We start from the raw sequence: 17970 nt of genomic DNA, 5'->3' as shown, positions 1-17970 counted from the left end.
GCAGCAACATGGGCATCCGTTTCGCCGGGATCCCGATGGGCCATGAATTCACCTCGCTGGTGCTGGCACTGCTGCAAGCCGGCGGCCATCCGCCGAAGGCGGAAGCCGATGTGCTCGAACAGATCCGCAACCTCGACGGCGAATTCCATTTCGAGACTTATATTTCGCTCTCCTGCCAGAACTGCCCGGACGTGGTGCAGGCATTGAACCTGATGGCCGTGATCAATCCGAACGTGCGCCATGTCATGATCGACGGCGCGTTGTTCCAGGATGAAGTCAACGAGCGCCAGATCATGTCGGTGCCGACGATTTTCCTGAACGGCCAGAATTTCGGCCAGGGCCGCATGGGCCTGGAAGAAATCATTGCCAAGCTCGATACCGGCGCGGCGCAGCGCGATGCCGCGAAGATCGCAAAGAAAGATGTTTTCGACATGCTGGTCGTCGGCGGTGGCCCTGCAGGCGCATCGGCGGCAATTTATTCCGCCCGCAAGGGCATCCGCACCGGCGTGGTGGCGGAGCGTTTCGGCGGCCAGGTGCTGGATACCATGGGCATCGAGAACTTCATCTCCGTCAAGGAGACCGAGGGACCGAAACTGGTTGCCGCGCTGGAACAGCATGTGAAGGAATACGATGTCGACATCATGAACCTGCAGCGCGCCACCGCGCTGGTACCGGGCGACGTCATCGAAGTCAAGCTGGCGAGCGGCGCGAGCCTGAAGGCGAAGACCGTGGTGCTGGCCACCGGCGCGCGCTGGCGGCAGATGAACGTGCCGGGCGAAGAGCAGTACCGCAATCGCGGTGTCGCCTACTGTCCCTAATACCTACTATTTTTCTTACCAGTTGACGCAGTGAGTGAGTGAGTTGTCTCTGAGAAAACACGTAAAAACCAGAGAAACAAACTAGTTAATACTACCAGTTAGATTAACTAGTTTGTTTGCAGAACCTGGGAAGCCCACCTCGTCACAACTATACGGAGCATTAATCATGTTGGATATCACAATAAAAAATCAGTTGGCTGGCTACCTCGAACGAGTACAACAGCCTTTCGAACTCGTGGCTTCGCTTGATGAAAGTGATACCTCTCAGCAGATGCGCGATTTGCTTCAAACGATCCAAAGTCTGCGCACAGATAAAATAACTCTCCGCCTTGATGGCAACGACTTGCGCAAACCATCATTCACGATCAATCCCATCGGTGGTAATAATCAATTGCGATTCGCTGGTCTGCCGCTCGGGCATGAATTTACCTCACTTGTGCTGGCGCTGCTTTGGACTGGTGGCCATCCCCCCAAGGTAGAGCAAGAGGTGATCAACAACATCAAGGGCCTAGACGGAGACTACGAATTTGAAGTCTATATGTCGCTGACATGCCACAATTGTCCAGACGTCGTTCAAGCGCTAAGCCTAATGGCAGTCCTCAATCCGCGTGTAAAAACAACTGTTATAGAAGGCGGAGCATTTCAGACAGAAGTTGAGGCGCGCAAAGTGATGGCGGTTCCGATGGTTTTCTTAAACGGAAACGTATTCGGATCTGGGCGCATGACAATCGAAGAGATTGTCGCTAAGCTCGATACCAACAGTGGTGCACGGGATGCTGCGAAACTCAATACAAAGGATCCCTATGACGTACTTATTGTGGGTGGCGGACCAGCAGGTGCGGCAGCAGCAGTCTATGCCGCGCGCAAGGGTATCCGAACGGGAATTGCGACTGAACGGATGGGAGGACAAGTCAATGACACTATGGGGATCGAAAACTACATTTCCGTTATTGAAACCGATGGCCCGAAATTCGCTGCCGCACTTGAGGCCCAGGTTCGACAATATGAAGTTGATATCCTAACGCAGCAGCAAGCAACCCAAATTATTCCACCTCAACATGCAGGTGGTTTCGTCGAGGTGCGATTTGCAAATGGGGGCTCGCTAAAGTCCCGTACTGTAATTATTTCCACTGGTGCTCGCTGGAGGAACGTAAACGTGCCTGGTGAACAGGAATATCGTAATTTCGGCGTAAATTATTGCCCGCACTGCGATGGCCCTTTGTACAAGGGCAAGCGCACGGCGGTAATCGGCGGCGGCAACTCTGGCGTCGAGGCTGCTATTGACCTTGCAGGTATCGTAGAACATGTCACGCTTATAGAATATGCTGATCAACTCAAGGCTGACGCTGTACTCGTCTCGAAGCTAAAGAGTTTGCGGAATGTAACGATCCACACCAGCGCGCAGACAACTGAGATCACTGGAGACGGAAGTAAGGTTAACGGCATACGATTCAAAGACAGAATTACCGGTGAAGAACGCCAAGTATCACTCGAAGGCGTGTTTGTTCAAATTGGTCTTGTTCCAAATACCGAATGGCTGAAGGGAACCCTGAACCTGTCTCCTTACGGAGAGATCGTGATTGACGACCATGGACGCACGAGCATTCCCGGAGTTTATGCTGCCGGCGATGCTACAACGACGCCGTTCAAACAGATCGTCATTGCCGCAGGAGATGGTGCCAAGACTGCTTTATCTGCGTTCGATTATTTGATTCGCACCACGGCACCAGAAGAAGTGACAGCGAAGGCAGCGTAACATCTAAGAGGCTCTGCCCTTACTTAGCAGGGCCTTTTTCCAACAACCGCTTAGTGACATTAGAATCAACTTCGTTTTTTATAGCGCCAACTCCTATTGCTCTCGGCTTGGCTGATCGTAAAGTCCCCTGCAGACAACTGAAAAGTTTATCGCATCTGCGCAGTTGGGATATCTGGAGTCCGGACATGCCATCATTTTCAAGCTTACATTTGAGGATCCAAATGACCCCAGCGGACTCCCGCTCATTCCAACACTGGAGTCCTTTGATGAGCCCCATGCGTAGTGCTAAGGGTGTTCTAGTAACGTCCAGTTAAAGATCAGGTGCTTTCCTGCTCACTGGCCCTTGACGGGCGGTTTGCTCTGCAGCTTGAGTCTAACTCTGCCGGTGTCCGATAGTTCAAAGCGCTATGCGTCTAATGCTCATTGCAATCACGCCGATCACGCCGCCATGCGGCCACTCGAATACGCACATCCGCGAAGCTAGTAAACCAGTGATCGTTCAGGCATTCGTCCCTGGAGCGACCATTAAAGCTCTCAATATAAGCGTTTTGCGTTGGCTTGCCTGACTCAATGAACCTAAGCTGCACGCCGTTCCGATACACCCACTGATCCATTGCCTTGCCAGTGAACCTCGGCCTCTGATCCATTCGGATGCCTGACAACGTGCCCCGGAACTGCGCTGCTCGCTTCAGCACGCGAACGACGTAGTGGCCGGAAATGCCATTCTTGGCCACCAAGTCGATCGATTCCTTTGTGAAGTCATCCACAATAGTCAATAGTTTAATCCTTTGGCCAATGGACAGCGCATCGCTGACAAAATCCATCGACCACACCTCATTAAGCCGGCTCAGTAGTGCCAGCTGCTCTCGTTTGATCGCTATACCATGACGCTTGCGCTGGCGCTTTACTGCCAGACCTGTGTCCTGAAAAAGGCGAGATATCCGCTTGTGTTTTGTCTCAACGCCTTCGCATAGCAGCAGCGCATGAAAGCGACGATACCTAAAGCGGCGGCGTTCGGGGTCAGTTATACCACGCGGCTTTGCAATCGGTCATTGTTAAGTCGGGCCCTACTTTGGCAGTCCAAGACCGTGCTTGATCCACTGTCCGTTTTCCGAATCGACTTTTTTAAATTCCGACAAGGCTATCTATCGCGTGCGCGCTATTGGAAGATTCTTTGTAACAGATCGAAAACCATGCTAGCATATTAACTATCGTTAATACCAAATTTTAAGACGATATTCCTAGTGGTCATTTCCAAGGGGGCATAGCGGTCTTTAATTTTGTCCAGTGGCCAACAGAAGTTGAAATCTGTAGGTTGCGTTGCAAATATTTCGACAGTATCCAGCCATCAATATATTTTTAAGGGAGAAATAAAGTGCTTATGATTCATGACTCCTGGGAAAACCAATTGCTCAATGAAATCAATGAGGGAGTATTTGGCTCAACTGGCACACGTTATTTCTGGTTTGTCGAGGTCAAAGGAAAGTACCGCTTTCATTTTGACGCAAAGGTCGTCAGCGACGATGCACCTGCCGGCAGATGGTCGCATCTCATTACAGATCACATTGATCAGCTTTTATTTCTTTTGAAGAGACCCGATACAAGAGATGTCCAGGTAAGCATCCAGACGCCTTTTCGCAAAAACCAGTCATACGCGTTAAAAAAATTATTAAAGATCTGTGAGGGCTATGACACCAGGGGATGCCATTTTTATGCCATGCACTGTGATGACGGATCAAGCTACACAATGCCAAGTGAAATTGAAGGCGACATTAGTAAGCAGGTGCAGGTTTGGCCATAGAGTATTTTTCAGTTGCGAAGGATGTTTGACACTGACATTTAATGCGCGTATCCGCATTAAAGCGGGTGACATATTTACTGACAATTTCGCCCACTAAACTATTTGACGAACATTTCGCAGTTAGCGGCAAACGCGCTGGCAATACAATCCCCAACGCGGTCTATGGAAATTCTCAGTTATGCCATTGTATGAAACGTTAGATCCGGGGTGGGTATGGCACAACAGGATAGCCATGCCTGAAGCCACATTAAAGAAGCATCTGGAAGCATTGAAGGAAAGAACCGAAGCTTTGAAATATGCTGAAGAGTGTTCGCGTTCCGACGAATCAGCATCCGATAAAGATTCAGAAACAAACACTCATCAGACCGAACCGGCTTTGAAGGAATGGCAAAATCCATTGCACGATCATGCCGGGCCGGTGCATAAACTATTCGATGGTGCGTCAGTAGATGCATTCTCAAAAAGGCTATGTAACCTTTACAGGGATTCCGACAGCCGTGATCGCACCAAATCGTTGATCAAAGAATTGCGCAGTCGAGGGGAATACAGAAAACTTGGCGCAATTCCAGATGGATGGCATGGAATGCTGGATCAGATGACTGTAATGTTTCCCAATTTTGGAGAGGTCATTTCCTATCTACGGGCGATGTTTACGCTCTCGTCGTATGGCGATGGCGTGCCACGCCTTGACCCACTATTGCTGAACGGTCCACCGGGAGTAGGAAAGACATATTTTGCAGAATCGTTTGCAAAAGCGTTGGGAGTCGGCTTCGTTTGCCTACGCATGGAAAACGCGCAGTCAAATAGTCAATTATCTGGAAGTTCCGAATTTTGGAGTAATACAAAGCCGAGTGAACTTTTTTCGTGGCTGATAGAAAAAGATAACGCAAATCCCGTCTTTTTCCTTGATGAGCTGGACAAGGCAACCGGTGGCTCAGAATACGACCCTCTTTCGTCCGTTTATTCACTATTCGAACCTGACACCGCCCGTACGTATTGTGATCTTTCGTATCCTTGGCTTGCCTTGGATGCCAGCCACGTGCTTTGGATCGCCACTTCTAACCATGCAGAATCGCTGCCGGCACCAATTTTAAGCAGGGTAAAGCGGTTCGATATTCCGCCGCCAAGCGACAAAGAAGTCAGGCGCATCGTGCTACAAATATTCTATCGGCTTCGCAAAGAACTGCCGCCAGTAGTGTTATCAATCAAACTTACAAAAAAGGCAGTCGACGTTCTTTCCGCTCATTCACCTCGTGTCATTCGTCAGCTCTTGCGGGAGGCAATAAGTCGTAGCTTGTTGCGCGGAGCGCATCGTATTGAGGCAGGAGATATTCCCCTTGTTTCTAACAAGTCCGATCGGCAAAAAGTAGGGTTTTGTTGACCGATCAGTAGTGACCTCATGGGCTGTACATGCACAAACTTGATCGTGATAGATTCTCTGGTTAAGTAACAGGCCGACTGACGGCACTTTGGTTACAAACAACAAAAGCAAGAGCAACTACGAGGAATTCAGCAAATGGTCTACTTAGCGAACCGTCTTTTGCACAATTAAATGCACTGATCAAAGATTAGCTGACTTCGCCATTAATCAAGGCTTAAAGATGATCAGGCCGCTTTGAATAAAATGAAAGGAAATAATATTGAACATATTGGAGAACGACCCGCTCAGGGGGCTGACGGGCACTCAGTTGAATGCCCTAGTCCGGGAAAAGGTTGACCACTTGAACGCCAATTTCGGGCGTCTAACCTACGCTGAGCGCGCTGTATTGCTGGAGGAATTGGAATTGATGTCGGCACGTGCGCAACGCGCTTACCGTCTTGAAGAGCTCCACAAGGAAAATATAAAGGATCCCGATTTGGTACTGTCTGGAGTCGAGGTAAAAAAGGACGACTTTTTTAACGCTACCGAGGATCAGCGGGGCAAGACGCTGCAAGCCGTCAAGGATTCAATAGCGCAGGCTTTGGAATGGCTCGAACGCCACAAAGAGCGCATAGGAACAGAGCTATATCTGAAGGTGTCTCAAGGCGTGAAAGACGTTGATCAGGAGATCAACGGACATCAGTCATCCAGCCAATAGGCAAATCGAACATCGTTCGGCAGTTACTGCAACTCTTTGTAATTACAACGGCGCGTTGTAATCCGTTGTAAAAGCTTCAGGTATAGACGCCGTGCTCGATGCGCGTGAGCAAGTCGGTGATCAGGATATCGCCGTCTGGCTGCGCCAGCACGTCGACTGGGCGCTGTTGGTTCAGCACCATCGCGGGGCGTTGGAGCCACTCAAAAGCCGCTTCTTCGCTACCAAAAACTTGACTTGGCTGGCGCGCGCCAGGATGCAATCATTCATGTTGTTCTTTCGTTACTGTGATTCAATGAAAGCCATCGATGCTTTTCAGGCTGAGGTGGCCAATGTAGTCGACCGCCAGGGAAATTTTAAAGGAACGACCACGCCAGTGAGAGAGATGCTCATGTTTCTCGCGATGCGTGATGATGACGGCTTCTCGATGTGGCTCGATGGTCACCCGGAAGTAAGCGAATGGCAATGCCGGGAAATTTTGCGCTTGTCTGAAGCGCTGATTATGGCTGTCGTCGCGACTCCGCAAGCCTGATCCGGATCAGCCATATGACCAACCTCTACGATGACGATTTTTACCGGTGGCTGCAGCAGCAAGCGCAGCTGCTGTGCGAGCGTCGTTTCAGCGAGCTGGATCTTGATAATTTGGTCGAGGAAATCCAGTCTCTTGCACGTGCTGAAGTTCGCACAATCGAGGACGCCATCTGTTCGATCATCAAATACCGATTGCTGAAGGCGTTAATGCCCGAGGCCAGGCAGCGCTGGTGCTGGGATAGTCGAATCTCGGAACACCAGTCCACTCTCCTTACGTGGATCGAATCAAGTCCGAGTCTGAAACCGCGCCTGCTGGAAATGTGCAAGGAAGAACGCGAATATGCTGAACGGCAGGCCGCAGATGAATTGCAGAGGCTCGGTTACGCCGGCGATGAAATGCTTAAACAGATCACAGTTAGTGCGCGGGATGTGTTTGGTGGCTGGTACATAGACGGTCTTGAGGTGTTAAATGAAGAATGATGTCGAAACAGCGATCAGGCTATACCGCGAGTCTGCCGTCAGCATCGGGCGGGCAGCGAAGATCGCCGGCATGAGCCGTGAAGAATTCATGAAGCGGCTGGGCGAGCTGACAATTTCAATCATCAATTACGACTCCTCAGAATTGGATGAAGAACTCGAATTTCTGGAATCCGACATGCACAATCGCGCGGAACTCAAGCGGTTCGATACGATGAGAAGCGAAATTGAAGCAGCCCCGAAAGAGGAATGGAACACGAAGCATGCTGAGTTCCTCGCCGAGTACGCAACGCTCATCGACAGGGAGGGCTTGGCGCTTCAGGAATTTCGGACTTGGGAGCTGGACGACAAGTTCAGGGAAATGGAAGGCCGCATGCGAAACCGCGCGATGCAACGCATCACGTCCAGCCAAGACTGGATAACAGCAAAACAGATTGCGCAGCTCGACTGCCTCGACGAAAAAGCAGCTCGCGAACAATTGGCAGCGTGGCAGCATGCCGGCCTGATCTTCGCCATCGACATCGGCGGCACTGAGCATTTCCCGCTCTACGGCCTGGCCAAAGATCCGCTGCGGCCGCTGCCGGCGCTAAAAGACGTGCTCGATACCCTGGCGTTCGACGATCCGTGGCAAACCGCTTTCTGGTTCGATGCAGCAAACAGCTATCTCGATGGACGCCGGCCGCAGGATGTTCTCACCGACGAACCTGACAAGGTGGTCGCGGCCGCACGGGAAGAAGCGAACTGGGTGGCGAATGGCTGATATTGGCAGAGACAAGACCGCGTTATTGTTCGTCGACATTGATGATGTTATTTGCTTGAACCAGCCATACGGCGGCTACCACGTGTCCCAACCCGCCGCCCGCCGCCCGACCGATCTGTGGGAAAAGCTCTGGCATGGCCCGAGCACGGACGCACTGAAGGAAATAATGTCCGAGCATCATCCCAAGATCGTGATTACGTCGAGCTGGCTCAAGTTCATGGGGCGCGATGGCTTCGAAGCGCTGTTTCATGTCACCGGCTTGTCAGGCGTGGCGAACGCTTTGCACGACGCCTGGGAAGCGCCACAAAATCGTGGACAGACACGCTGTGAAACGATTGAAAAATGGATGGCCTCACATTACCAAAACGAGCAGTTTGTCGTGCTCGACGACGCACTGTCAGGAACCGGACTGGCAGGTTCGAAGCTCGATTCCGTTGGCCGGGTGATCCTGTGCGAAGTCGGCAAAGGCCTTGGCAAAAAGCATGTCGAATTAGTCCGTCGTGTATTGGCACAAAGGTGATCGGAACGAATGACAGTAATATACGTTTAGCATGGACAACAGATGACACATACCACTCTTGAAGATCGTGAAGACTGGAAAAGATACAAGGACGCGATGAAAGTCATTGCAGCCAAGTTCGGCGTTCCTTTGCGATGCAATCAAAAGTACAAGTACCTGAATGTCAACTTCGGCATCGAAGGCCTCGCCGATGACGAGATAGCTGCCCTCCAAGCCCTTGAAGAACTGGTCATGCTCGTATCTGAGTTTCCTGAAGGGGTACTTCAGCGATTGGACCCGGATTCCCTGAAAGCCGAATCACCGTTTGATGGACATTGAGGGGAAAATGGATATAGAGGACCGCCGCCAACGGCTTGAGCGCCAGGCTGAAGAAAATTTGTTTATGAAATGTGGTTGTGGCTGGGCTTACAGCACGCATATCGGATCGTCGACGAACCATTGCTCCCGGTGTGGCGCTTCCAGCTCAACTTTTACGCGCGCAACGGCTTCTGATCTTCCCTATGGGGCGATTATCTATCCGATTGCACCACCTGAAAAATGGCGGGAAGTCTACCGGTCATTGCATCCAGACCACACCAAAAATGACTATGACGAAAATGGCTGAATCAGAACAAAGGATAAGGGAGCTGGCAACGCTCGTGCTTGGCAATCCCGCTGATGCTGAAGCATGGCTTCACGCGCCAGCCATGGCTTTGAACCAGCAAAAGCCAATTGATTTGATGCAAACGGATGACGGCGCAGAATTGGTTTGGATGCTCTTAAAACGAATGGAATATGGGACATTTACCTAGGGGCTTATTGCGGCTGGTAGTTGCCTGTTATATGCTGGTGTTGACAGCATGAACGCGCGGGGGCGCGAGGTATCGGGCCTGATCAACCCGATGTTTGCTTAGGGGTCACAGCCGAAGCGACAGAACATACCTGTCCTAGCGGGTTCAAATCCCGGTGCTGCCGCCACTTCCCATATCAGCACTCTGATACCTTCATCATGCCGAAGGTTCTGCACGTGATCGTTAGACACCGACTCGCCATCCGTAAACGGGAAAACACCCAGTTCATTCAGCTGTCGCAGCATGTCGGCAGTTTCGGCAGGGGCCAGGCGCGGCATTGGCAACTCATGCTTAGACATCAGGAGGAACAGGTCTTCGACGCTGTCAATGTCCAACGCGTGCATCGTTTCGTAATCTGAAATTTGGCCAGCTGAAAATGCCTTCAGCGTTTGAAGGCGTTGCATTTCGTTCTGATCTGCGTTCATTCTGGGAGGTCTCGCGTACGTTCTTGGTGCTGGGCGAGCGCTTGCTCGTAACCAGTTCTCATATGCTGCAACAATTCTGTTGTTCGAGGTATGACGCCTTCGTAAGACGGATCATTCTCGGTAAGGAGTACCTGCCACTCTTGTTCCAAACGCTCCAGACCATATTCCACGAACGCATCAAACAAGATGGTAAAGTAGCCCTTCAGTAGTGCTTTGCGGATGTAAATCTCGTCTGATGCGTCGGGATTGGACCAGACCAGCGATCGGTGCTTCTCCCGGAATGGCCTGGGCTCATCACGAAGAACGTAGCGCTGCGGATCTCTCGTGTTTCCCGTGTCCATAAATCTCTCCAGTTCGAATAGATATGCTAACTCGGATCTCATAATCTTAATGGAAGTCAAATTGGTCTGCCTTCATGGACGACAACCAGAAAAGTTGCACTGACGAAACCATGCAGAAGATACAACGGGAAGCGCTCGGTACTTCGCGTTCAACGGATTCTCTCATGCACGTGGTAACGACATTTCCAGAGATTAGGGTAACTGGACTAGCGGCCCGCGTGATTCTTCTGCCAAATGGATGCCTGCTGGCCGGCACGTCGGATGGGGAAACGTGCGTCAGCAACACCATCGAGCAAGTCGTCGATTTCTTGTACTGCAAAAACGTCGAGAACGAATCGCTCTTCATGCCTGACTGGCGCGACTGCGACATCGCTCCGTCTGCAACTGAGCAGATCAGCATCAGATGGGGCCTGCGCAAGCGCAGAGCGGAAAATTAACTGCTTTTGCGTATCGTATTAGCCTGAAATATGAACTGATAGGGATGCAAAATGGATAATGCCAGCAACAAGGACACACCCTCTTGGAACCAGAGGCGGAGCGGCGGTACAAAGACACTCGCAGATTCCTTAGCGCAACATGATGTGCCAGAGGTCGATTTCGAAGCACCTCGTGTGAATGGACTTTCACAACCCATCGATCTGTCTTATCCAGCATCGCCGCCAAAAACCAGCGAATCTTAGGCAATGCCTAACTTGGAAGATCATGTCGCAAATTTTCAGAACCGCCAGCGAGCTCTCTGACTACCAGGCAGAGCGGGAAGTGCTGGAGGCGTTGCGCGTGCAAGCAATGACCGGCGACGAGCGCTATCGGTGGCTTGAGGAAAACTGGGGCAGACTGCAGCAACAGGCCGACCTGTTATACGCGGGCATCGACAAGGGGCTGCCGACTGTCAGGCACTTCCGGACCTTGGAAGAGAAGAATGCATTCGACCGTGCCCGTGAAATCGAATGGTCTATGCAAGTCGCCACCAGGCCTTGCGCCTCAACAGACAAGAGTGAACAATGACTTCGAACGATTCCCCAATGGGTAACGCACCAACAAGCGAGCGCGAAAGACTGCAAGAGCAATTGGCGCTCCTTCGCCTGATAGATCTCGGTCGAAAAGAGTACCAGGCAGGCAATTTCACGGAAGCCCAGGACTTCTTTGCCGAATTCGATCAACAGACCGGCGATTGAGTCAGAGGCCGTGCTCGTTCCGCAAAACCGTTCCTGTATATCGGTTATAGGAAAATTTGCCGGTCAGTGTATTGTTCCTATAACTGCTTTGGCGTTGGACTGAATATGGCATTCAAACCGCCTCTGACGCGCGAAAAACTGGTCGAGATCCAGGAACGCAACAAGGACTGCGACGACGTGCTAGCTTTACTTTGGGAAATCAAGCGCCTGCGGGCAATCGTCCTGCGTGCCGACCAGCTGCAAAGATCAATCCCAAACCCAGGCACCACTACGCAGATCATCATCGACGCCTTGCGCTCGGAATTAAAAGGCGAGCCGTGCATCGAGGAAGAGCGCAAAATTCTCTGATTGACGCGCGGGTATTATGCGCATAGCGCTACACTAATCACGAGCACAATCTAGGAGATGTAAGCGTCACAATCGATACTCAATCGAAGGGCACCAAAGAAAGCTATTAATGTTTCACTTTCTGAGACACTCTTGGTCGAAGCCAGAATGGCGGTTTGAATGCGAACTTTGATAGATATTCCTGATCGGCAATTCGATGAATTGACCGCGATTTGTGAGACAAAAAGTTTGTCTCAGTCTGAGGCAATTCGGCAAGCTATTGCAGCCTATATTGAAAAAAACAAAGTAAATGCAGTAGATGCATTCGGGCTTTGGAAGAATCGTCAAGTTGACGGATTGGATTATCAAGAACAGATGCGATCAGAATGGTGAAGGCGCTGAACGGGATCGAACCCCAGTGCTGCCGCCAGTTTCCCTCCGCCATTCCATTTGCTATGGGAGATCACGCGCCTGCGCGCGCTGGTCTTGCGCGCCGATCAGTTGCAAAGGTCGATCCCCCACCCAGGCACTACTACACAGATCATCATTGATGTCATTTTCAGAAGGCGATAGCACGAATTATCAAAAGTCGGCCGCACGGTTTTTTCTGACGGTTGACGTCACCTCAGAAAACGGAAAATAAAGCACGCTTAGGCGTAGTTCCCTTGGCTACACCGCGTCGGTACTGCGCGGTTCTTTCTTCCCTTGCAGTGAAGCAATCAGCGGGCAAGAAACATTCCCCTGCCGCAGGTGGCAGGCACACACAAGTTCGGAAAGCACCGACTCCATACGCGCCAAGTCAGTCATTTTTTCGCGCACGTCCTTGAGCTTGTGCTCGGCCAGACTACTGGCTTCCTCGCAATGGGTGCCATCCTCCAGCCGCAGCAGTTCGGCTATTTCATCCAGACTGAAGCCCAGCCGCTGGGCTGATTTCACGAACCGCACCCGCGTTACATCCGCCTCGCCATAGCGGCGGATGCTGCCGTAAGGCTTGTCCGGCTCCGGCAACAAGCCCTTGCGCTGATAGAACCGGATGGTCTCTACGTTGACCCCGGCCGCCTTGGCGAAAACGCCGATGGTCAGATTTTCCAAATTGTTTTCCATATTGCTTGACTCCGTACATGACTACGGAAGTAAGGTTACGCTATCCAATTTAAATTCGAAAGGACACGCGCATGTCTGAACCACAAAACGGGCGCGGGGCGCTCTTCGCCGGCGGGCTGGCTGCCATCCTCGCCTCGGCCTGCTGCCTGGGGCCGCTGGTTCTGGTCACCTTGGGGTTCAGCGGCGCTTGGATCGGCAACCTGACGGTATTGGAGCCGTATCGGCCGATCTTCATCGGCGCGGCGCTGGTTGCACTGTTCTTTGCCTGGCGGCGCATCGTCCGACCGACCGCAGCCTGCAAGCCGGGCGAGGTGTGCGCGATTCCGCAAGTGCGCACCACCTACAAGCTCATTTTCTGGTTCGTCGCCGTGTTGGTCTTGGTCGCGCTTGGTTTTCCCTACGTCATGCCATTTTTCTACTAATCAGGTGTTCACCATGAAAAAACTGTTTGCCTCCCTCGCTCTCGTCGCCGTCGTTGCCCCCGTGTGGGCCGCCACCCAAACGGTCACGCTGTCCGTGCCTGGCATGACCTGCGCTGCCTGTCCGATCACGGTCAAAAAAGCCATTTCGAAAGTCGAGGGTGTAAGCAAGACCGACGTGAGCTTCGACAAGCGCGAGGCCATCGTCACCTTCGACGACACCAAGACCAACGTCCAGAAGTTGACCAAGGCGACCGAGGACGCGGGCTATCCGTCCAGCCTCAAACGCTGATCCGTTAACCGAACTCGGGAGCGACACATGGGACTCATCACGCGCATCGCTGGCAAAACCGGCGCGCTCGGCAGCGTCGTTTCCGCGATGGGCTGCGCCGCCTGTTTTCCTGCCATCGCCAGCTTTGGCGCGGCCATCGGACTGGGCTTCTTGAGCCAGTACGAGGGGCTATTCATTGGCATCCTGCTGCCGATGTTCGCCGGCATCGCGTTACTCGCCAATGCTATCGCTTGGCTCAATCATCGACAGTGGCGACGCACGGCGCTCGGCACGATAGGCCCGATCTTGGTGCTGGCAGCGGTGTTTTTAATGCGGGCTTACGGCTGGCAGAGCGGTGGACTGCTCTATGTCGGCCTGGCCTTGATGGTTGGGGTGTCGGTCTGGGATTTCATCTCGCCAGCACATCGCCGCTGCGGGCCGGACAGCTGTGAATTGCCAGAACAACGTGGCTGACGGCAACAGCCGTAGCCACCACAGAAAAGGAAAAATACATGACCACCCTGAAAATCACCGGGATGACCTGCGACTCGTGCGCGGCTCACGTCAAGGAAGCCTTGGAGAAAGTGCCCGGCGTGCAATCGGCGCTGGTGTCCTATCCGAAGGGCACAGCGCAACTCGCCATTGAGGCGGGCACGTCATCGGATGCGCTGACTACCGCCGTGGCCGGACTGGGCTACGAGGCAACGCTTGCCGATGCGCCACCGACGGACAACCGCGCCGGCCTGCTCGACAAGATGCGCGGCTGGATAGGGGCCGCTGATAAGCCCAGTGGCAACGAACGCCCGTTGCAGGTCGTCGTCATTGGTAGCGGTGGCGCGGCAATGGCGGCAGCACTGAAGGCCGTCGAGCAAGGCGCGCACGTCTCGCTGATCGAGCGCGGCACCATCGGCGGCACCTGCGTCAACGTCGGCTGTGTGCCGTCCAAGATCATGATTCGCGCCGCCCACATCGCCCATTTACGTCGGGAAAGTCCGTTCGACGGCGGTATCGCGGCGACTGTGCCTGCGATTGACCGCAGCAAACTACTGGCCCAGCAGCAGGCGCGCGTCGAAGAACTGCGCCATGCCAAGTACGAAGGCATTCTGGACGGCAACCCGGCCATCACCGTTGTACATGGTGAGGCGCGTTTCAAGGATGAGCAGAGCCTGGTCGTCCGTTTAAACGATGGTGGCGAGCGCGTGGTAGCTTTCGACCGCTGCTTAGTCGCCACGGGTGCCAGCCCGGCCGTGCCGCCGATTCCGGGCCTGAAAGAGTCACCCTACTGGACTTCGACCGAGGCCCTGGTCAGCGACACCCTTCCCGAACGCCTAGCCGTGATCGGCTCGTCGGTGGTCGCGCTGGAACTGGCGCAAGCCTTCGCCCGGCTGGGCAGCCAGGTCACGATCCTAGCTCGCAACACGCTGTTCTTCCGCGACGACCCGTCCATCGGCGAGGCCGTCACAGCGGCCTTCCGTGCCGAAGGGATCAAGGTACTGGAACACACGCAAGCCAGCCAGGTCGCGCATGTGAACGGCGAATTCGTGCTGACCACGGGACACGGTGAAGTACGTGCCGACAAGCTGCTGGTCGCTACCGGACGGACACCGAACACGCGCAGCCTGGCACTCGACGCGGCGGGAGTCACCGTCAATGCGCAGGGTGCCATCGTCATCGACAAGGGCATGCGCACCAGCACGCCACACATTTACGCGGCCGGCGACTGCACGGACCAGCCACAATTCGTCTATGTGGCGGCAGCGGCCGGCACCCGTGCCGCGATCAACATGACCGGAGGGGATGCTGCCATCAATCTAACCGCGATGCCGGCCGTGGTGTTCACCGATCCGCAAGTAGCAACCGTGGGCTACAGCGAAGCGGAAGCGCATCACGACGGGATCGAAACCGACAGTCGCACGCTCACGCTCGACAACGTGCCGCGTGCGCTTGCCAACTTCGACACACGCGGCTTTATCAAGCTGGTCATCGAGGAAGGTAGCGGACGGCTCATCGGCGTGCAGGTCGTCGCCCCGGAAGCCGGCGAATTGATCCAGACGGCTGTTCTCGCCATTCGCAACCGCATGACGGTGCAGGAACTGGCCGACCAGTTGTTCCCCTACCTGACGATGGTCGAGGGGTTGAAGCTCGCGGCGCAGACCTTCAGCAAGGACGTGAAGCAGCTTTCGTGTTGTGCCGGATGAGGAAAAGGAGGTGTTCGATGAACGCCTACACGGTGTCCCGGTTGGCCTTTGATGCCGGGGTGAGTGTGCATATCGTGCGCGATTACCTGCTGCGTGGATTGCTGCGGCCAGTCGCCTGCACCACGGGTGGCTACGGCCTGTTCGATGACGCCGCCTTGCAGCGACTGTGCTTCGTGCGGGCCGCCTTCGAGGCGGGCATCGGCCTCGGCGCATTGGCGCGGCTGTGCCGGGCGCTGGATGCGGCGAACTGCGATGAAACTGCCGCGCAGCTTGCTGTGCTGCGTCAGTTCGTCGAACGCCGGCGCGAAGCGTTGGCCAATCTGGAAGTGCAGTTGGCCGCCATGCCGACCGCGCCGGCACAGCATGCGGAGAGTTTGCCATGAACAGCCCCGAGCGCATGCCGGCCGAGACGCACAAACCGTTCACCGGCTACCTGTGGGGCACGCTGGCCGTGCTGACTTGCCCCTGCCACCTGTCCATCCTCGCTGCCGTGCTGGCCGGCACAACCGCCGGTGCATTCCTTGTCGAGTATTGGGTCATCACGGCGCTCGGTTTGACCGGCCTGTTTCTTCTGTCACTGGCGCGGGCGTTGCGGGCATTCAGGGAAAGATCATGAGCGCTTCCCGGCCGGATGGATGGACTACGGCGGAGGGCCCAAGCGTTCGAGCGCGGGCAAGGCTTTCTGTTCGCAAAGCCGATGCCGGCGGCGGCATTCGCCGTCTTCGTCAGTCAATGGAGGGGTGCCACCATGAATGCAAATGATCCGACCGCCACCAGTTGCTGCGTGTGCTGCAAGGAAATTCCGCTCGATGCCGCCTTCACACCGGAAGGCGCGGAGTACGTCGAGCACTTCTGCGGGCTGGAGTGTTATCAACGTTTCCAGGCGCGGGCCAGCACTGCGACCGAAACGAGCGGCGAACCGAACGCTTGCGGTTCGCCGCCGTCAAATTGAGACAAACCACGCTTTCGCTACGTCGCCTCATGTCGGCATCAAATTCGGCTGAGTAGCTTCTCGCCATCTGGACGTAGCTCGCCCTTGGGTGAAATATGCCGATACAGGGTCTGCCGCGTGATGCCAAGTTCCTGGCACAGGTCGCCGACCTTGGTCTCTGACTGCCCCATTGCCGCCATCGCCAGCCGCAGCTTGGCGGCGGTCATCTTGAACGGCCGGCCGCCTTTCCGGCCGCGTGCCCGTGCTGAGGCCAGGCCCGCCACGGTGCGCTCGGCGATCAACTCGCGCTCGAACTCGGCCAGCGCGGCGAAGATACCGAAGACCAGCTTGCCGGCGGCGGTCGTGGTGTCAATGGCCGCGCCGTGCCCGGTCAGCACCTTGAGGCCGATGCCGCGTCCGGTCAGGTCATGGACGGTATTGATCAGATGGCGCAGGTCGCGCCCGAGCCGATCCAGTTTCCAAACGACCAACGTGTCGCCTGGCCGTAGTGCCTTCAGACAGCTCGCCAGACCGGGACGATCCTCGCGTTTTCCGGACGCTTGGTCTTCATAGAGATGCGCCGGATCAACACCGGCCGCGACCAGCGCATCGCGCTGCAAGTCCGTCGCCTGGGAGCCATCCGCCTTCGATACTCGCATGTAGCCAATCAGCATCTTGTACCTGTCACATATACGTTCGATTATGTGACAGTTTGCATCGGGAAGCTCTGCACGTCAAAATTTGTCACTTAACCCGTCATTCTGTCTAAGGCATGCAAAGGGTAGGCTAGGCTCATAATGTGACAGAAATTCCGGGGGGATGCCTTCCTTCGCGAAGGTGGCGCGCAACTGTTCCAAGGAAGCGGGGTCGCGCCGACCATAGGAAGCCAACGCGAACAGCGAGCGTGCCGTCTCGGGGTTGTGTCGTGCTTCAATGATGGCCTCATCAATGGCCTGGATTGCACGCTGCCAGTGATCGACGGGTTCGGGCTTCGGCGCTTTCGCCGGCAGGCCACTGGTGAACCCGGTTTGGGGCTCGGACCAGAATAGCTTTGCGTGCTCGCCTGGCGGGCTTATATCCCTCACCTCAATCAAGCTGATTGCCGTTGCCGCCGCCTCCAGCATCTGCAACCGTACTGCCGGGTTCAGAGTTTCATACGGTCGCCACAGACTTTGCCCAGCACGCAGCGGATGCCCGCAGCATTCCCAGAT

The 17970-nt window shown here is 54.5% G+C and carries 28 protein-coding genes and 3 pseudogenes; 24 read left to right on the top strand and 7 right to left on the bottom strand.

Annotated features, from left to right (window positions below; translation table 11 throughout):
- Both V7080_RS12470 and ahpF read left to right on the top strand, forming a co-directional pair.
- Nucleotides 1-815: pseudogene (locus tag V7080_RS12470) on the top strand (FAD-dependent oxidoreductase); the annotation flags it as partial.
- Between the two features lie 169 nt (nucleotides 816-984).
- Nucleotides 985-2574: an alkyl hydroperoxide reductase subunit F gene (ahpF, locus tag V7080_RS12465; RefSeq protein WP_334188711.1), complete on the top strand. Its 1590-nt coding sequence runs from the start codon at nucleotides 985-987 to the stop codon at nucleotides 2572-2574.
- A gap of 317 nt (nucleotides 2575-2891) precedes the next feature.
- On the opposite strand, the pseudogene V7080_RS12460 reads toward ahpF, so the two are convergent.
- A pseudogene (locus V7080_RS12460) lies at nucleotides 2892-3670 on the bottom strand (integrase core domain-containing protein); the annotation flags it as partial.
- A gap of 279 nt (nucleotides 3671-3949) precedes the next feature.
- Here V7080_RS12460 and V7080_RS12455 point away from each other — a divergent pair.
- From V7080_RS12455 to V7080_RS12445, 3 genes are all read left to right on the top strand, one after another.
- Complete coding sequence (locus V7080_RS12455; protein WP_334188710.1) at nucleotides 3950-4375, top strand: hypothetical protein; 426 nt, start codon at nucleotides 3950-3952, stop codon at nucleotides 4373-4375.
- 232 nt (nucleotides 4376-4607) lie between these two features.
- Nucleotides 4608-5756, top strand: coding sequence for an AAA family ATPase (locus V7080_RS12450; protein WP_334188709.1), 1149 nt, complete (start codon nucleotides 4608-4610; stop codon nucleotides 5754-5756).
- A gap of 259 nt (nucleotides 5757-6015) precedes the next feature.
- Complete coding sequence (locus tag V7080_RS12445; protein WP_334188708.1) at nucleotides 6016-6453, top strand: hypothetical protein; 438 nt, start codon at nucleotides 6016-6018, stop codon at nucleotides 6451-6453.
- Nucleotides 6454-6529: 76 nt separating this feature from the next.
- Here the strand turns inward: V7080_RS12445 and V7080_RS25410 are convergent, their stop codons facing one another.
- Entirely contained in the window at nucleotides 6530-6634 is a 105-nt protein-coding gene (locus tag V7080_RS25410) for a hypothetical protein (protein WP_442947223.1), read from the bottom strand.
- 111 nt (nucleotides 6635-6745) lie between these two features.
- Between V7080_RS25410 and V7080_RS25405 the strand changes: the two genes are divergently transcribed.
- From V7080_RS25405 to V7080_RS12410, 7 genes are read left to right on the top strand one after another with little or no spacing between them, the layout of a single operon-like run.
- Complete coding sequence (locus V7080_RS25405; RefSeq protein ID WP_442947222.1) at nucleotides 6746-6982, top strand: hypothetical protein; 237 nt, start codon at nucleotides 6746-6748, stop codon at nucleotides 6980-6982.
- A gap of 14 nt (nucleotides 6983-6996) precedes the next feature.
- Nucleotides 6997-7461 (top strand): DUF29 domain-containing protein, encoded by a 465-nt coding sequence (locus tag V7080_RS12435; protein WP_334188706.1) that lies wholly within the window; start codon nucleotides 6997-6999, stop codon nucleotides 7459-7461.
- On the top strand, nucleotides 7451-8218 hold the full coding sequence (locus tag V7080_RS12430; protein ID WP_334188705.1) for a UPF0175 family protein: 768 nt from the start codon (nucleotides 7451-7453) through the stop codon (nucleotides 8216-8218). Before V7080_RS12435 ends, V7080_RS12430 begins: the two co-directional genes overlap by 11 nt.
- Nucleotides 8211-8738, top strand: coding sequence for an HAD domain-containing protein (locus V7080_RS12425; RefSeq protein WP_334188704.1), 528 nt, complete (start codon nucleotides 8211-8213; stop codon nucleotides 8736-8738). Before V7080_RS12430 ends, V7080_RS12425 begins: the two co-directional genes overlap by 8 nt.
- Nucleotides 8739-8780: 42 nt before the next feature.
- Nucleotides 8781-9056, top strand: a complete 276-nt coding sequence (locus V7080_RS12420; RefSeq protein ID WP_334188703.1) for a hypothetical protein — start codon at nucleotides 8781-8783, stop codon at nucleotides 9054-9056.
- 7 nt (nucleotides 9057-9063) lie between these two features.
- Nucleotides 9064-9342: a hypothetical protein gene (locus V7080_RS12415; RefSeq protein ID WP_334188702.1), complete on the top strand. Its 279-nt coding sequence runs from the start codon at nucleotides 9064-9066 to the stop codon at nucleotides 9340-9342.
- Entirely contained in the window at nucleotides 9335-9529 is a 195-nt protein-coding gene (locus V7080_RS12410; RefSeq protein WP_334188701.1) for an MbcA/ParS/Xre antitoxin family protein, read from the top strand. The genes V7080_RS12415 and V7080_RS12410 overlap by 8 nt, the downstream gene beginning before the upstream one ends.
- A 98-nt stretch (nucleotides 9530-9627) precedes the next feature.
- Here the strand turns inward: V7080_RS12410 and V7080_RS12405 are convergent, their stop codons facing one another.
- Together V7080_RS12405 and V7080_RS12400 are read right to left on the bottom strand one after the other, a co-directional pair.
- The gene (locus tag V7080_RS12405) at nucleotides 9628-9993 is read right to left on the bottom strand and encodes a hypothetical protein (RefSeq protein ID WP_334188700.1); all 366 of its coding nucleotides are present in this window, start codon (nucleotides 9991-9993) and stop codon (nucleotides 9628-9630) included.
- A complete protein-coding gene (locus V7080_RS12400) occupies nucleotides 9990-10334 on the bottom strand; it encodes a hypothetical protein (RefSeq protein ID WP_334188699.1) in 345 nt (114 codons plus the stop codon). Before V7080_RS12400 ends, V7080_RS12405 begins: the two co-directional genes overlap by 4 nt.
- Nucleotides 10335-10408: 74 nt before the next feature.
- Here V7080_RS12400 and V7080_RS12395 point away from each other — a divergent pair, with 74 nt between their 5' ends.
- From V7080_RS12395 to V7080_RS12375, 5 genes are all read left to right on the top strand, one after another.
- Nucleotides 10409-10771, top strand: coding sequence for a hypothetical protein (locus tag V7080_RS12395; RefSeq protein WP_334188698.1), 363 nt, complete (start codon nucleotides 10409-10411; stop codon nucleotides 10769-10771).
- 265 nt (nucleotides 10772-11036) lie between these two features.
- Nucleotides 11037-11339, top strand: coding sequence for a hypothetical protein (locus V7080_RS12390; RefSeq protein WP_334188697.1), 303 nt, complete (start codon nucleotides 11037-11039; stop codon nucleotides 11337-11339).
- Nucleotides 11336-11509, top strand: coding sequence for a hypothetical protein (locus V7080_RS12385; protein ID WP_334188696.1), 174 nt, complete (start codon nucleotides 11336-11338; stop codon nucleotides 11507-11509). The genes V7080_RS12390 and V7080_RS12385 overlap by 4 nt, the downstream gene beginning before the upstream one ends.
- A gap of 105 nt (nucleotides 11510-11614) precedes the next feature.
- Nucleotides 11615-11857 (top strand): hypothetical protein, encoded by a 243-nt coding sequence (locus V7080_RS12380; protein WP_334188695.1) that lies wholly within the window; start codon nucleotides 11615-11617, stop codon nucleotides 11855-11857.
- A gap of 159 nt (nucleotides 11858-12016) precedes the next feature.
- On the top strand, nucleotides 12017-12229 hold the full coding sequence (locus V7080_RS12375) for a ribbon-helix-helix protein, CopG family (protein ID WP_334188694.1): 213 nt from the start codon (nucleotides 12017-12019) through the stop codon (nucleotides 12227-12229).
- Between the two features lie 276 nt (nucleotides 12230-12505).
- Here the strand turns inward: V7080_RS12375 and merR are convergent, their stop codons facing one another.
- Nucleotides 12506-12940, bottom strand: a complete 435-nt coding sequence (gene merR / locus V7080_RS12370; RefSeq protein WP_005798840.1) for an Hg(II)-responsive transcriptional regulator — start codon at nucleotides 12938-12940, stop codon at nucleotides 12506-12508.
- Between the two features lie 71 nt (nucleotides 12941-13011).
- On the opposite strand from merR, the gene merT reads away from it, so the two are divergent.
- From merT to V7080_RS12335, 7 genes are all read left to right on the top strand, one after another.
- Nucleotides 13012-13362: a mercuric ion transporter MerT gene (merT, locus tag V7080_RS12365; RefSeq protein ID WP_005798838.1), complete on the top strand. Its 351-nt coding sequence runs from the start codon at nucleotides 13012-13014 to the stop codon at nucleotides 13360-13362.
- Nucleotides 13363-13375: 13 nt separating this feature from the next.
- The gene (gene merP, locus V7080_RS12360) at nucleotides 13376-13651 is read left to right on the top strand and encodes a mercury resistance system periplasmic binding protein MerP (protein WP_334188693.1); all 276 of its coding nucleotides are present in this window, start codon (nucleotides 13376-13378) and stop codon (nucleotides 13649-13651) included.
- Nucleotides 13652-13678: 27 nt separating this feature from the next.
- Nucleotides 13679-14104 (top strand): organomercurial transporter MerC, encoded by a 426-nt coding sequence (gene merC / locus V7080_RS12355; RefSeq protein ID WP_000522996.1) that lies wholly within the window; start codon nucleotides 13679-13681, stop codon nucleotides 14102-14104.
- Between the two features lie 38 nt (nucleotides 14105-14142).
- Nucleotides 14143-15828, top strand: a complete 1686-nt coding sequence (gene merA / locus V7080_RS12350) for a mercury(II) reductase (protein WP_005798829.1) — start codon at nucleotides 14143-14145, stop codon at nucleotides 15826-15828.
- Nucleotides 15829-15845: 17 nt separating this feature from the next.
- On the top strand, nucleotides 15846-16211 hold the full coding sequence (gene merD, locus V7080_RS12345; RefSeq protein ID WP_005798827.1) for a mercury resistance co-regulator MerD: 366 nt from the start codon (nucleotides 15846-15848) through the stop codon (nucleotides 16209-16211).
- Nucleotides 16208-16444: a broad-spectrum mercury transporter MerE gene (gene merE / locus V7080_RS12340; protein WP_005413392.1), complete on the top strand. Its 237-nt coding sequence runs from the start codon at nucleotides 16208-16210 to the stop codon at nucleotides 16442-16444. Before merD ends, merE begins: the two co-directional genes overlap by 4 nt.
- 132 nt (nucleotides 16445-16576) lie before the next feature.
- Nucleotides 16577-16780: a DUF3330 domain-containing protein gene (locus V7080_RS12335; protein ID WP_005413391.1), complete on the top strand. Its 204-nt coding sequence runs from the start codon at nucleotides 16577-16579 to the stop codon at nucleotides 16778-16780.
- Nucleotides 16781-16818: 38 nt separating this feature from the next.
- On the opposite strand, the gene V7080_RS12330 is transcribed toward V7080_RS12335, so the two are convergent.
- Together V7080_RS12330 and V7080_RS12325 are read right to left on the bottom strand one after the other, a co-directional pair.
- Nucleotides 16819-17433, bottom strand: coding sequence for a recombinase family protein (locus V7080_RS12330; protein WP_010981357.1), 615 nt, complete (start codon nucleotides 17431-17433; stop codon nucleotides 16819-16821).
- Nucleotides 17434-17493: 60 nt separating this feature from the next.
- Nucleotides 17494-17970: pseudogene (locus V7080_RS12325) on the bottom strand (TniQ family protein); the annotation flags it as partial.

The sequence above is a fragment of the Noviherbaspirillum sp. genome, assembly GCF_036846085.1.
In the GTDB taxonomy this organism is placed as follows: domain Bacteria; phylum Pseudomonadota; class Gammaproteobacteria; order Burkholderiales; family Burkholderiaceae_D; genus Noviherbaspirillum.
The sequence above is the reverse complement of the archived record's forward strand: the minus strand, read 5'-3'. Positions and strand labels throughout refer to the sequence as shown.

Bases quoted from the DNA above. Each gene is read 5' to 3' on its own strand.
- ahpF (WP_334188711.1), top strand. From the start codon at position 985: ATGTTGGATATCACAATAAAAAATCAGTTGGCTGGCTACCTCGAACGA.
- V7080_RS12450 (WP_334188709.1), top strand. From the start codon at position 4,608: ATGCCTGAAGCCACATTAAAGAAGCATCTGGAAGCATTGAAGGAAAGA.
- V7080_RS25410 (WP_442947223.1), bottom strand. From the start codon at position 6,634: ATGGTGCTGAACCAACAGCGCCCAGTCGACGTGCTGGCGCAGCCAGAC.
- V7080_RS25405 (WP_442947222.1), top strand. From the start codon at position 6,746: ATGAAAGCCATCGATGCTTTTCAGGCTGAGGTGGCCAATGTAGTCGAC.
- V7080_RS12435 (WP_334188706.1), top strand. From the start codon at position 6,997: ATGACCAACCTCTACGATGACGATTTTTACCGGTGGCTGCAGCAGCAA.
- V7080_RS12430 (WP_334188705.1), top strand. From the start codon at position 7,451: ATGAAGAATGATGTCGAAACAGCGATCAGGCTATACCGCGAGTCTGCC.
- V7080_RS12425 (WP_334188704.1), top strand. From the start codon at position 8,211: ATGGCTGATATTGGCAGAGACAAGACCGCGTTATTGTTCGTCGACATT.
- V7080_RS12420 (WP_334188703.1), top strand. From the start codon at position 8,781: ATGACACATACCACTCTTGAAGATCGTGAAGACTGGAAAAGATACAAG.
- V7080_RS12415 (WP_334188702.1), top strand. From the start codon at position 9,064: ATGGATATAGAGGACCGCCGCCAACGGCTTGAGCGCCAGGCTGAAGAA.
- V7080_RS12410 (WP_334188701.1), top strand. From the start codon at position 9,335: ATGGCTGAATCAGAACAAAGGATAAGGGAGCTGGCAACGCTCGTGCTT.
- V7080_RS12405 (WP_334188700.1), bottom strand. From the start codon at position 9,993: ATGAACGCAGATCAGAACGAAATGCAACGCCTTCAAACGCTGAAGGCA.
- V7080_RS12400 (WP_334188699.1), bottom strand. From the start codon at position 10,334: ATGGACACGGGAAACACGAGAGATCCGCAGCGCTACGTTCTTCGTGAT.
- V7080_RS12395 (WP_334188698.1), top strand. From the start codon at position 10,409: ATGGACGACAACCAGAAAAGTTGCACTGACGAAACCATGCAGAAGATA.
- V7080_RS12390 (WP_334188697.1), top strand. From the start codon at position 11,037: ATGTCGCAAATTTTCAGAACCGCCAGCGAGCTCTCTGACTACCAGGCA.
- V7080_RS12385 (WP_334188696.1), top strand. From the start codon at position 11,336: ATGACTTCGAACGATTCCCCAATGGGTAACGCACCAACAAGCGAGCGC.
- V7080_RS12380 (WP_334188695.1), top strand. From the start codon at position 11,615: ATGGCATTCAAACCGCCTCTGACGCGCGAAAAACTGGTCGAGATCCAG.
- V7080_RS12375 (WP_334188694.1), top strand. From the start codon at position 12,017: ATGCGAACTTTGATAGATATTCCTGATCGGCAATTCGATGAATTGACC.
- merR (WP_005798840.1), bottom strand. From the start codon at position 12,940: ATGGAAAACAATTTGGAAAATCTGACCATCGGCGTTTTCGCCAAGGCG.
- merT (WP_005798838.1), top strand. From the start codon at position 13,012: ATGTCTGAACCACAAAACGGGCGCGGGGCGCTCTTCGCCGGCGGGCTG.
- merP (WP_334188693.1), top strand. From the start codon at position 13,376: ATGAAAAAACTGTTTGCCTCCCTCGCTCTCGTCGCCGTCGTTGCCCCC.
- merC (WP_000522996.1), top strand. From the start codon at position 13,679: ATGGGACTCATCACGCGCATCGCTGGCAAAACCGGCGCGCTCGGCAGC.
- merA (WP_005798829.1), top strand. From the start codon at position 14,143: ATGACCACCCTGAAAATCACCGGGATGACCTGCGACTCGTGCGCGGCT.
- merD (WP_005798827.1), top strand. From the start codon at position 15,846: ATGAACGCCTACACGGTGTCCCGGTTGGCCTTTGATGCCGGGGTGAGT.
- merE (WP_005413392.1), top strand. From the start codon at position 16,208: ATGAACAGCCCCGAGCGCATGCCGGCCGAGACGCACAAACCGTTCACC.
- V7080_RS12335 (WP_005413391.1), top strand. From the start codon at position 16,577: ATGAATGCAAATGATCCGACCGCCACCAGTTGCTGCGTGTGCTGCAAG.
- V7080_RS12330 (WP_010981357.1), bottom strand. From the start codon at position 17,433: ATGCTGATTGGCTACATGCGAGTATCGAAGGCGGATGGCTCCCAGGCG.